Origin of the sequence: Nocardia sp. NPDC052316, assembly GCF_044547795.1 — a bacterium.
Classification (GTDB): Bacteria; Actinomycetota; Actinomycetes; order Mycobacteriales; family Mycobacteriaceae; genus Nocardia.
In genome coordinates, this window is record NZ_JBIUBB010000007.1 from 522,762 (window position 1) to 535,209 (window position 12,448).

Genomic DNA, 12,448 nt, shown 5'->3' on the forward strand with positions numbered 1-12,448 from the left:
TCCGGGGCGACTCCGACCCCGGTCCTAGGGGAATCCCACAGCGTTGCGCCGAATCCGCGAGCGAGGTGAATCATCGTTGTGCGAGGGTGTTTCCGGGCCGCGCCGGACACCGGAATCCGCCTGATCGACCCAAATATGGTGGGTTCCCACAACCTACGGACCGGTAACACCCGATCGGGTGTGCACATATTTGTCTGAGAGGTGCACACTACGCGGGACCGAGAGTTGCAACCCTTGCCCGTTCATCGGGCCAGCTTTCAGGAGAGGAAGGAGTCGGCGAGTGTTCAGCCGCATCGCCATCGTGAACCGGGGAGAGGCCGCCATGCGCCTCATCCACGCCGTCCGAGACTTGGCCGCGGCGACCGCGCGACCGATCGAAACCGTCGCTTTGTATACCGATGTCGACCGGAACGCGACGTTCGTGCGCGAAGCCGATATCGCCTACGACCTCGGTCCGGCCGCCGCCCGCCCCTACCTGGATCTCAAGGCGCTCGAACGGGCGCTGGTCGAGACCGGCGCCGACTCCGCCTGGGTCGGTTGGGGTTTCGTCGCCGAAGACCCGGCGTTCGCCGAACTGTGTGAACAGATCGGTGTCACCTTCATCGGGCCGAGCCCGGAAGCCATGCGCAAGCTCGGCGACAAGATCGGCGCGAAGCTGATCGCCGAGGAGGTCGGCGTGCCGGTCGCGCCGTGGAGCCGTGGCGCGGTCGAGACCGTGGAGGCCGCGATGACGGCCGCGGCCGAGATCGGCTACCCGTTGATGCTGAAGGCGACCGCCGGTGGCGGCGGGCGCGGCATCCGGGTCGTCACCAACGACGCCGACCTCGTCGACGCCTACGAGCGCACCCGTCAGGAGGCCGCGCGCGCGTTCGGCAGTGGCGTGGTGTTCCTGGAGCGCCTGGTCACCGGCGCCCGGCACGTCGAGGTGCAGGTGATCGCGGACGGTCAGGGCACCGCCTGGGCGCTCGGCGTCCGCGACTGCTCGGTCCAGCGGCGCAACCAGAAGGTGATCGAGGAGTCGGCCTCGCCGGTGCTGCGCCCCGAGCAGGCGGCCGAGCTCAAGGCGTCGGCCGAGCGGCTGGCGATCGCCGTCGGTTACCGCGGCGCGGCGACCGTCGAGTTCCTCTACCACCCCGGTGACCAGCTGTTCGCCTTCCTGGAGGTCAACACCCGACTGCAGGTCGAGCACCCGATCACCGAATACACCACCGGTTTCGACCTCGTGCGGGCCCAGTTGCATGTCGCCTCCGGCGGCAAGCTCGAGGGTGCCATGCCCATCGAACGCGGCCACGCCATCGAGGCCCGGCTCAACGCCGAGGACCCCGACCGCGACTTCGCCCCCGCCCCCGGCCGCATCGCGCGGCTGAATCTGCCCGCGGGCCCCGGTATCCGGGTCGACACCGGCGTCAGCGAGGGCGACACCATCCCCGCCGACTTCGACTCGATGATCGCCAAGATCATCGCCTACGGCCGCGACCGCGAGGAAGCGCTCGGCAGGCTGCGCCGGGCGGTCGCGCAGACCAGGGTCATCATCGAGGGCGGCGCGACGAACAAGAGCTTCGTGCTCGACCTGCTGAACCAGCCCGAGGTGATCGACGCCAGCGCGGACACCGGCTGGATCGACCGCGTCCGCGGCGAGGGCCGGCTGGTCTCGCACCGGCACTCCGCCATCGCGCTGGCCGCCGCGGCCATCGACGCGTACGAGGAAGAGGAGCGGGCCGAACGGCACCGGCTGCTGTCCACCGCGTCCGGCGGGCGTCCGCAGGTCCAGCACGAGAGCGGACGGCCGCTCGACCTCAAGCTGCGAGGCGCGAGCTACCGCGTGCGGGTCGCGCGCATCGGCGCGCACCGGTTCCGCATCGGCATCGAGGCGGCCGGTGACATCCGCACCGCCGACGTCGATCTCGAGCGTTTCGACCGGCACACCGGGCAGATCATGGTGAACGGCACCCGCTACCGCCTGACCACCGGCACACACGGTCCGGTGCACCTCGTCGACGTCGACGGCGTGACCCACCGGATCAGCCGGGACGAGGGTGGCGTGGTTCGCTCCCCCGCCCCCGCGCTGGTCGTCGCCACGCCGCTCGCGGTCGGCGCCGAGGTCGAGGCAGGCGGACCGGTCCTGGTGCTGGAGAGCATGAAGATGGAGACGGTGCTGCGCGCGCCGTTCAAGGCGCGGCTCAAGGAATGCGTCGTGTCCGTCGGCAGCCAGGTGGAGACCGGCGCGCCGCTGCTGTGGCTCGAGCCGCTCGGCGACGGGGACGCCGCGGAGGAGGCGGGTGCGGTCGGGACGGTCGAGCTCGACCTGCCCGTCGGGTCCGCGCGGATCCAGCCGCACGAGCTCACCACCCGCGGCCAGGAGGATCTGCGCAGCCTGCTGCTCGGCTACGACGTCGACCCGCACGACGATCGCCGGGTGCTCGACGACTACCTCACCGCGCGCCAGGCGGCGCTCGCGGACGGTCGCAGGCCGCTCGCCGAGGAACTCGAACTGATGGAGGTGTTCGCCGACCTCGCCGAGCTGAGCCACAACCGCTCCTCGGGTGAGGACGGCCAGTACAGCCACGTGCACAGCGCGCGCGAGTACTTCCACACCTACCTGCAGAGCCTCGATGTCGAGCGGGCCGGGCTGCCCGCGTCGTTCCAGGCCAAGCTCGCCAACGCGCTCGGGCACTACGGGGTCACCGAACTGGAACGCACCCCCGAGCTGGAGGCGGCGGTCTTCCGGATCTTCCTCGCCCAGCAGCGCCCGTCCGACACCGTCACCGTGATCACGACGCTGCTGCGCGAGTGGCTGCGCGAGCCGATGCCGGACCGGGCACTGCGCGAGCCTGTCGGCCTGGCGCTGGAGCGGCTGGTGGCCGCGACACAGGTGCGGTTCCCGGTGATCGCCGACCTCGCCCGCGGCGTGGTGTACGCCTGGTACGGCCAGCCGCTGCTGCGGCGCAACCGGGCCCGCGTCTACACCAACATCCGAAAGCACCTGCGCCACTTGGACGCGCACCCGGACTCGCCGGATCGCGCCGAGCGCATCTCCGACATGGTGCGCAGCACCGAGCCGCTGGTGCGGTTGCTCGGCCAGCGGTTGGTGCGCGGCAACCTCGACAACACGGTCATGCTGGAGGTGCTGACCCGCCGGTACTACGGCAACAAGGGTCTCGAGGGCGTGCGCACCCACGAGGTGGGCGGCTGCACCTTCGTGATCGCCGAGCGCCGCGGCCTGAGCCTGGTCTCCGCGGCCGTGCGGTTCGACGCACTGGAGAGCACGCTGCGCGGGCTCACCGAACTGGCGCGCGGCTCGGCGTCCATCGACGCCGACATCTACCTCAGCTGGGAGAAGCAGCCCGCCGACTTCGACGCGATGGCCGCGGCACTGCACGAGGTGCTCGGCGCCCATCAGCTGCCGAGCCAGGTGCACCGGATCACCGTCGCGGTCGCGGGCAGCGGCGGCGCGGTCATGCACCACCACTTCACCTTCCGTCCGTCGGCCACCGGCATGGCCGAGGAGCGACTGATCCGCGGTCTGCACCCGTACATCGCACAGCGGATGCAGATGCAGCGGCTGCGCAAGTTCGACCTCACCCGGTTGCCGTCCTCGGACGACGAAGAGGTGTACCTGTTCCGCTGCGTCGCCAAGGACAACCCGTCCGACGAGCGCCTCATGGCGTTTGCACAGGTCCGGGACCTGGCCGCGCTGCGCGAGCAGGACGGCAGGCTGCTCGCGCTGCCGACCGCCGAGATCGCCATCGCCACCTGCCTCGACTCGATCCGCCGGGCACAGTCGTTGCGGCCGTCGGCCAACCGGTTCAACACCAACCGCATCGTGATGTACATCTGGCCGCCGATCGATGTGACGCCGGAAGAGCTGGAGACGGTCGTCAAGCACGTGCGGCCGACCACCGCGGGCGCGGGGCTCGAAGAGATCCTGCTCATCGCGCGGCAACGGGATCCGAAGACCGGCGAGTTGACCAAGGTCGCCGTGCGCATCGGCTTCGATGCCACCGAGGTGACCATCGGTGAGCGGGCCGACGACGTGATCGAGCCGCTCGACGCCTACCGGCAGAAGGTGCTGCGCGCCAGCAGCCGCAACACGGTATACCCATACGAACTCACCGGGCTGCTCGGTGAATTCACCGAGTACGACCTCGACGCCGAGCACGTGCTGGTGCCGGTCAACCGGCCCAAGGGTCGCAACACCGCGGCGATCGTCGCGGGTGTGGTCAGCACGCCGACCCCGCAGCATCCGCAGGGCGTCACCAGGGTTGTCCTGCTCGGCGATCCGACGAAATCGCTCGGCGCGCTGTCGGAGCCGGAGTGCCGCCGGGTGATCGCCGCGCTGGATCTGGCCGACCGGCTGCAGGTGCCGCTGGAGTGGTACGCGCTGTCCTCCGGTGCCCGGATCTCCATGGAGTCCGGCACCGAGAACATGGACTGGGTGGCGGCCGCGCTCAAGCGGATCGTCGAATTCACCCAGGACGGCGGCGAAATCAACATCGTGGTCTCCGGCATCAATGTCGGCGCCCAGCCGTACTGGAACGCCGAAGCCACGATGCTCATGCACACCAAGGGCATCCTGGTGATGACGCCGGACTCCGCGATGGTGCTCACCGGTAAGCAGGCGCTGGACTTCTCCGGTGGCGTGTCGGCCGAGGACAACTTCGGCATCGGCGGCTACGACCGAGTGATGGGCCCGAACGGACAGGCCCAGTACTGGGCGCCGGATCTGGCCGCGGCCCGCGACGTGCTGATGTCGCACTACGACCACACCTACATCGCGCCCGGCGAGCAGACGCCGCGACGTTCGCAGACCAGCGATCCGGTGGACCGCGACGTCTCCGACTTCCCGCATCTGTTGGCCGACAGCGACTTCACCACCGTCGGTCAGATCTTCTCCGCCACGGCCAACCCGGATCGCAAGAAGCCCTTCGACATTCGGACCGTCATGCGGGCGCTAGCCGACCAGGACCACCCGGTGCTGGAACGCTGGGCAGGCATGGCCGACGCCGAAACGGCGGTGGTGCAGGACGCGCACCTCGGCGGAATCCCGGTGTGCCTGCTCGGTATCGAGTCACGCGGGGTGCCGCGGCGCGGTTACCCGTCCACCGACGGCCCGGACACCTACACCGCGGGTACCCTGTTCCCGCAGTCGTCGAAGAAGGCCGCGCGGGCGATCAACGCGGCCAGCGGCAACCGGCCGTTGGTGGTGCTGGCGAACCTGTCCGGCTTCGACGGGTCGCCGGAATCGATGCGCAAACTCCAGCTGGAGTACGGCGCCGAGATCGGCCGTGCGATCGTGAATTTCCAAGGGCCCATTGTGTTCTGCGTGATCTCGCGGTACCACGGTGGCGCGTTCGTGGTGTTCTCCAAGGCGCTGAACCCGAACATGACCGTGCTCGCGCTGGAGGGATCGTTCGCCTCCGTGCTCGGTGGTGCGCCTGCCGCCGCGGTGGTGTTCGCCGGTGAGGTCAACGCACGCACCGCCGCCGATCCTCGGGTCCGGGACCTCGCGGCACGCGCCGCGAACGCCTCCGGCACCGACCGGGCGACCCTGACCGCGGAACTCGATGAGACCCGCGCCACGGTGCGCACCGAGAAACTCGGCAACGTCGCCGCCGAATTCGACCGCGTGCACAACATTCAGCGCGCCGTCGAGGTCGGCTCGGTCGATGCCGTGATCAGCACCGCCGAGCTGCGTCCACGCATCATCCAGACGATTGAAGCCGGGCTGCCCGCCTGATCGTCGAGCGGCACACCATGGTGCGAGTCTTCGCGATTCGCCACCATGGTGTGCCGACTCGTTTCAGTACTGGGTGCAGACGTGCATCTTCAATGGGGTTGCGGTGGTGACCTTGCCGGTGGTGGCAGGGTGCGGCACGCTCGCGGCGATGCACGCGGCCAGCTCCAGGCAGCGTTGCTCGGCGCGGCTCAGGCGCTCGTCCGCCTGATGTGGCAGATCGGGCCAGTCGCGGATGAACGCGAGGCGCACCTGATCGCCGTCCAGGGCAACGGTCTCGATACTGATGTAGTTGCCCAGGAATCGTTTTCCGAGCAAGCCCGCGCGGTGCAGCACGTGAATCGCTATGCGGTCGGTGATCGAGTTGGTCACGTCGGCGCCGCGCTCGAGCAGCTCCCGCAGTTGTTCTGCGGTATGTCCTTCAATCATGTGTACTCCCCACTCCGACCCTCATGATCCGGCATGGGTGGTGGGGAACGCTTGGATAAACCGGCCACGAGATCTTGCTGTAGCTTCCGGTTTCCGGGTCGCGGGTGCTCGGGGCGCGGTCCGGCGGGCCGGCCGCGACCCGAGCAGTGTCTCGGGTGCGGCAGTCAGGCGCTGGTCAGGCCGCCGTCCGGCGGCGGACGGTGCGTTCGAGGATTCCCAAGGTGGCTTTGAGGGCCGACTCGGGGACCACCGGGAAGGTCAGGCGCGACTTCCACTCCTCGCCGATCTGTGACCAGTCGTAGTACGAGGTGACGAGGGTGCCGCCCTCGGCAGGCTCCAGCCGGTAGCCGTAGATGTGCCGGACGGGGGGCCGGATCTGGCCCTCCACGGTCCAGGCGATCTCCTTGTCCGGAATGAGTTCGGTGATAACGACTTCTACGTCGTACTTGCCCAGGGGAAAGTCGCCGAGGGCTTCGCGGTCCATGTGGACGAGGAACCGGTCGCCGGGTTGCTCGACCGGGGCACCTTCGGCGTCGAGCAGCATGCCGGACGCGTCGATGTCCACGTGGCCTTTCGGGTCGGTGAGGACCGCGAAGATGGTGGCGGCCGGTGCGGGAACGAGGCGGGAGACCTCGATTCGTTCGACGGCTTCGGGCGTGGATTCGCTTACCGCCGTGGCCGTCGCACGCACCGGCGGCGTCTCCGCCGTCGCGGTCAACACCGCACGGCCGAGGATGTGGCCTGCCATGGTGAAGCCGAGCAGTGCCGGGGTCGCGTCGGCCGGGACACCGATGGACTCGACATCGAGGGCGTGCACCACAACGAAGTAGCGGTGTGGGCCGTGCCCGGCGGGTGGGGCGGCGCCGAAGTAACGGGCCGCGCGGGCGTCGTTGGGCAGTTGGATCGCGCCCTCGGGCAGGCCCGAACCGGTGTCGTCGCCCGCACCCTCGGGCAGCTCCGTGACGGCGGCGGGGATGTCGGCGACCGCCCAGTGCCAGAACCCGGACCCGGTCGGGGCGTCGGGGTCGTAGACGGTGACGGCGTAGCTCTTGGTGCCCTCCGGTGCGCCGCGCCAGGACAGGTGCGGGGAGATGTCCTTGCCGCCGGGGACGCCGGCGGACATCTGCTCGGGTGCCCATGCGGCGCCGTCGGCGACGTTGGCGCTGGTGACGGTGAAGGAGGCCGCCTCGGGGAGGCGAGCGAAGGGGTCGTTGGCGCTCATCGCGTCGTTCCTTTCAGGCCGTGCTGTGGAGTGGCGGGTGCACTCGATCGGGACTCGGCCACAAGATCGACCCTAACACAGATAATCGATTATCTATCAGATCGTCTATGCTTGCCGGATGACCAGGACGGCTCACCCCTCGACCTCCTCGGGAAAGCAGATGCTCACCGAGCAGATCTATACCCACCTGCGCGACGCGATCATGCGCGGAAAATTCGCCCCCGGTGACGCGCTCAAACCGCAGGACCTCGCCAAGGAACAAGGCGTGAGCCTGGCCGTCGTTCGCGAGGCGCTCGTCCGGCTGGTCGGCGAAGGCCTCGCCGACCGGCTCCCCAACCGCGGCTTCGCCGTCCCGGACTGCTCCGACCGCCGCTGGCAAGAGATCGCGGAGGCCCGCCGGACCATCGAGCCGGTCCTGTTGCGCATGTCCATCGAGCGCGGCGACCTGGACTGGGAGTCGCGTGTCCGAGCCGCCCACCATCGCCTGTCCCGCACCCCGCCGTACGTGACCGACGAAGGCGAGTACTACAGCGACGCCTGGTCCGAAGCCCACCGCGTCTTCCACCGCACCCTCCTGGAAGGTTGCGGCAACCCCGTCCTCCTGGAGACGTTCGACCGCCTGTGGACCGCAAGCGAACTCGCGCGGCGCTGGTCCTCCCGCCGCAACCCCGAGCGGGACGGCGCCGCGGAACACCGCAGGCTGGAGGAGGCGGCCCTGGCGCGCGACCCCGACGCCGCAGCCGCCACCCTGACCCAGCACCTGACGCTGACCGCAGCCGCGCTGACGGACGCCGACTGACGGGCTATCTTGCCTTCGACTCCGCTGCGGCCGACCGCGATTCGGCGAGGTGACCATCGAGGAACTCGGTGATCTCGGCGCGTGCGGCCTTGGCCTGTGGGACCACACCGGGCAGGGCGAGGAAGGCGTGCGGGGCTCCGCGATGCTCGCAACGTCGTGCGGGCGTGCCGAACTCGCCCAGTCGCTGGGCGTAGCGGCGGCCGTGGTCGGCTACCGGGTCGATGGTCGGCACCACGACGAGGGCTGGTGCCAGCCCGCTCAGGTCGGCGGCGTGCAGCGGTGACACGGCGTGGGAATCTGTTCCCTCAGGGACTGCCAACTTGCGGAACAGCCGCAACCTCGCCACGGTCAGGCCCGGGCTGTTCTCGTGCTCGACCATGGAGGGGTAGTCGAACATGGCATCCGTCACGTCGGCAACGGGATTGGTCAACACCTGGGCCCGCAGGCGCAGGCCGGCGTCTCTGGCTCTGATCGCGGTAAGTGCGGCGATCAAGGCGCCGGTGCTCTCGCCGGCGACCGCGATCCTCGCCGGATCGATCCCCCATTCCGCGGCGTTGTCCATCAGGTGGCGCAGCACGTCCCAGCCGTCGTCCACCGCCGCCGACAGCGGGCTGCCCGGGGCGAGGAGGCGGTGCTCGACCGAGACGACGATCGCGGGCAGTCGCGCGGCAAGGTAACTGTTCGCCCAATCGCATTGCGGTGCCGTGCCGACGAATCCGCCGCCGTGCACGTGCAGGACGAGCGGCAGTGCGGCGGGCCGCTCGGCCGTGGGGCGGTACACCCTGACCGGGATCGTCCGATCGGGCAGTGGCACCTCCTGCCAACGGATCGTGGCACGGCGATCCGGAAACCCGGTGATCACTCGACTGAAGCGAGCAGCCGCCTTACGGTTCGCCGCGTCGCGGTAAGTGATCAGCTCCTCGTCGGTGATCGTCGACCAGTCCGGCTCCTTCTGCACCGTGTGCAGCAGCCGGTAGCCGAGCGGCGGGCGTTCGGTGCCGGTCACGTCGTTCATGTCATTCCTCCTCGACGGCACGCGTCGGCGAACCGGACAGCCGGTGTCGAGCGCGTGTTTGCGGACATCGCAGTCAGCATCGACGGCATCGCACCGGATGTATTGGAGAAATGTTCCCGTTTCCGGAGTTCCGGACTGCGCGGTCCGATGTCGGTCGAGGGGTGTCGGCGCGGTGTCACCCGCTCAGCACAGCGTCACGCGCTCAGCGCGCTGTCACACGCGGGGTTATTGGCGCCGTCCAATCGACGCGGTATCGCAAGCCTTCGCGCGTAGGCCGGGGCCGCCCACGCGACGGGATCAACTGCCAGCCACGGCGCGCTCGCCAGTGCCGTCGGCGTCAGCCCGGCAAAGCTTCTGGCATCGCGGTACAGGTGCGATTGATCGACGTAACCGCTCTCGGCCGACACCGCGGCGGCGCTGTCCCCGCTCGCGAGACGGTGCGCCGCGTAGTCGAATCGAACCAGCTGTGCGGCACGCTTGGGCGTCAGACCGATCTGCGCACGGAACCGCGACCACAACCGTTTGCGGCTCCAGCCCACCTCCTCGGCCAACCTGTCCACCCGAACCCGCCCTCGGCTCTTGATGATTCGCGCCCAAGCGAAGGCGATCTCCGGATGAACCATCCGCCCCTCCCCCAGCCGTCGACCGAGCGCGGCCTCCGCGATCGCGAATCGTTCATCCCAGGATCTAGTGGCGTGCAGTTGTTCCCGTATGCGTGCGGCATCGCCGTGCCACAGCTCATCGAAGGCAATCACCGTCCCGCCCAACTCCGACGACGCACCCAGCACCGCGTGCGCGACCACCGGCGACAACCGCACCTGCAGCAGATCGACGTCCCGGCCGCACCCGCGCACCCCCGCAGGCCCGAGACCGACGACACCGCCGCCGTGCATGCGCACGCCGCTGGCCGTATCGGCGAGAAACACGTCACCGAAATCGATGAACACCGTCAGCGCCGGATAAGGCACCATCGACAATTCGACCGGACTCGTCGCTCGACTACGGAACCCAGCCATGGTGACCCCCGGCACTCGCCCCGGCCACGCTGGAACGGCGATATCCACCACGGCCCCAGCAACACGAACCGGCTCGACGGGCATGTCGCCATGGTACGAGTCGATGGGATCAGCGGCGCTGAGCACTGCGGCAACGCCTAGAACCGATAGGGCCGGTTCAGCTGTGGGTCGCTCCAGATCGATCACGACCCGCACGGGCGATCGCGGACTCCGCGGGTTCGGGTAAGTGCACGAGATGGGCGGTGACGCGTTGACGTAGCAGCAGGTACTCGTCCCATCGCCGCGGTAGCTTGCCACGCGGGCGCTCGACAGCGCGTGCGGCAGTGATTATTTGGCCGAGTCGGAACTGCTCACGCGTCAGGTCGAGCTCGATGCCGCTGGGCAGACGGTTCCACCAGTGGAATCCGTGTTGCTCCGCACCGAGCCACACCTGCCCCACCATCAGTTCACCACCGAAGATGTCGTTGACGATCAAGGCGGTGATGTCGCAATGCCCCCAAGCGGGATTGTCGGACTGCCAGCCGGCCCGAGCCACATCATCGGCTGAGCAGGTGTCTGCCGCCCAACTCGCGCGCAGCGCCCGATCGATATCGAGCAGGTCCCAAACGGTCACATCGGGAGCATGCCACCCACCACCGACACATTCGCCCGCTATTCCCCGGTCTGACCGTCGATGATTTCGCGAAGCAGATCAGCGTGTCCGTTGTGCCGGGCGTACTCCTCGATCATGTGCGTGAGAATCCAGCGCAAGCTGTACGTGGCACCGGATGGTCGACGCGTGCCGATCCGGTCGAGCGACTTATCCGCCTCGACGATCTCGCTGGAACGAGCACATTCCTTCTCCCACAACCGAATCGACTCCGCGGCATCGGCCTCCTCGACCTCGAAGTCGGTGTCGTAGGCGGAATCCTCGCCCCAATACCGGAACGGCGCGTCTTCGCCGGCCAAGACCCGCGTGAACCAGGTACGTTCCACGTCGGTCAGATGACGAACCAGCCCGAGCAGCGAGAGTGTCGAAGGCGGCACCGCCCGCCGCCGAAGCTGCTCCGGACTGAGCCCGGAACACTTCCACGCCAACGTCTCCCGCTGAAATCGCAGGAAGCCGGTGAGCGTCTCATACTCTCCGGCAACCTGCGGTGGTTCACTGCGCTGATTCGACTCCATCCGGCCATCATGCCCACCCGGTTCAAGTCTCGACCGTCACCGCAGCGTGAAGCTTACGAACAACGAACGGGCCTCCCCAGGTCCCTACTCGGTGTTCCCCTCGAGCACCTCGCGGAGTTTGCGGGCGAAGGCTTCGGGCTGGCCGGGGTAGCCGAACTCGTCACCGGCGAAACCTCCGTGGTGGCTGGGGAATACGGTGGCTTGCTGGCCGAGGAGTTCGGCGGCGGCTACGGGGGCTCGGCCGGTGAAGGTGTTGAGGGACTCCTCGCCGACGGCGATGACGATCCGGGTGGGGGCGGCGGCGAGGGCGGCGATGTCGGGGCGGTAGCCGCTGACGGCCCAGGATCGGTCGGACAGCAGCGGGTCGTCGCGGGAGCCGTCGTCCTCGGTGGGCAGGCCGAACATCGCGGGATCGGCTGGGGGCTGGGCGAAGTAGTCGTCGGTGAACTCGCCTTGCCAGGAGGTCATGGCGATGAAGCCCGCCATGCCCGCGCCGAATCCTTTGGCCTCGTACGCATCTCGGTAGCCCGCGCGGGCGCGCTCGGCTGCGGCGGCGTCGGGGACCACGGAGATCAGCGGCGGCTCATGTGCCACCAGGGTGGTCACATCATCGGGGTAGGCCGTCACGAGGGCGAGCGAGACGACCGCGCCACCGCTGCTGGCGAACATCTCGACCGGCCCGGCGCCGAGCGCGTCGATCAGGGCGTGCAGGTCAGCGGCGTGGACCTCGGGCACATTGTCGACCCTGCCGTCCTTGCGGGTGCTGCGCCCGAGACCGCGCGGGTCGTAGGTGACCACGGTGCGATCGGGAAAATACGACGCCAGCGTGGTGAAGCCGGTGGCGTCCATGGGCAGGCCGACCATGACCAGCGGCGGGCGTCCGTCCGCGGTGGGCAGCGGGCCGTGCACGTCGTAGACGATGGCGAAATCCGCGGTCTCGAGTGTGTGTGTTGTCGTCATATCCGTTCTGACGGTACCCGCGTAAAAAACTCATCGGTCCTCATCGAGCGCTTGCGCGCAAAGGTACGGAAAGGCGCGCTGCCGAAAGGATCACCGGGACAATCCATCT

8 protein-coding genes and 1 pseudogene are annotated in these 12,448 nt (G+C 68.8%); 2 read left to right on the forward strand and 7 right to left on the reverse strand.

The annotated features are described in order from the left end of the window. The first annotated feature begins 280 nt into the window (after positions 1-280). Positions 281-5,737 carry a carboxyl transferase domain-containing protein gene (locus tag ACIHA7_RS33865; RefSeq protein ID WP_397295300.1) on the forward strand — a complete coding sequence of 1,819 codons (5,457 nt, stop codon included), beginning with the start codon at positions 281-283 and terminating at the stop codon, positions 5,735-5,737. A 63-nt stretch (positions 5,738-5,800) separates the two neighbouring features. Here ACIHA7_RS33865 and ACIHA7_RS33870 read toward each other — a convergent pair whose 3' ends face one another. Continuing rightward, a complete protein-coding gene (locus ACIHA7_RS33870) occupies positions 5,801-6,163 on the reverse strand; it encodes a hypothetical protein (RefSeq protein ID WP_397295302.1) in 363 nt (120 codons plus the stop codon). Positions 6,164-6,857: 694 nt separating this feature from the next. Next, positions 6,858-7,385: pseudogene (locus ACIHA7_RS33875) on the reverse strand (YbhB/YbcL family Raf kinase inhibitor-like protein); the annotation flags it as partial. A gap of 118 nt (positions 7,386-7,503) precedes the next feature. Between ACIHA7_RS33875 and ACIHA7_RS33880 the strand changes: the two are divergent. Beyond that, positions 7,504-8,184 (forward strand): GntR family transcriptional regulator, encoded by a 681-nt coding sequence (locus ACIHA7_RS33880; RefSeq protein WP_397295304.1) that lies wholly within the window; start codon positions 7,504-7,506, stop codon positions 8,182-8,184. A 4-nt stretch (positions 8,185-8,188) separates the two neighbouring features. Here the strand turns inward: ACIHA7_RS33880 and ACIHA7_RS33885 are convergent, their stop codons facing one another. From ACIHA7_RS33885 to ACIHA7_RS33905, 5 genes are all read right to left on the reverse strand, one after another. Further along, positions 8,189-9,199, reverse strand: a complete 1,011-nt coding sequence (locus ACIHA7_RS33885; RefSeq protein WP_397295306.1) for an alpha/beta hydrolase — start codon at positions 9,197-9,199, stop codon at positions 8,189-8,191. Between the two features lie 194 nt (positions 9,200-9,393). Beyond that, entirely contained in the window at positions 9,394-10,299 is a 906-nt protein-coding gene (locus ACIHA7_RS33890) for a helix-turn-helix domain-containing protein (RefSeq protein ID WP_397295308.1), read from the reverse strand. 73 nt (positions 10,300-10,372) lie between these two features. Continuing rightward, positions 10,373-10,828 (reverse strand): hypothetical protein, encoded by a 456-nt coding sequence (locus tag ACIHA7_RS33895; RefSeq protein ID WP_397295310.1) that lies wholly within the window; start codon positions 10,826-10,828, stop codon positions 10,373-10,375. A 38-nt stretch (positions 10,829-10,866) separates the two neighbouring features. Next, entirely contained in the window at positions 10,867-11,379 is a 513-nt protein-coding gene (locus tag ACIHA7_RS33900; protein ID WP_397295312.1) for a DinB family protein, read from the reverse strand. A gap of 84 nt (positions 11,380-11,463) precedes the next feature. Next, entirely contained in the window at positions 11,464-12,339 is an 876-nt protein-coding gene (locus tag ACIHA7_RS33905; RefSeq protein ID WP_397295314.1) for an alpha/beta fold hydrolase, read from the reverse strand. Between the last annotated feature and the right edge of the window lie 109 nt (positions 12,340-12,448).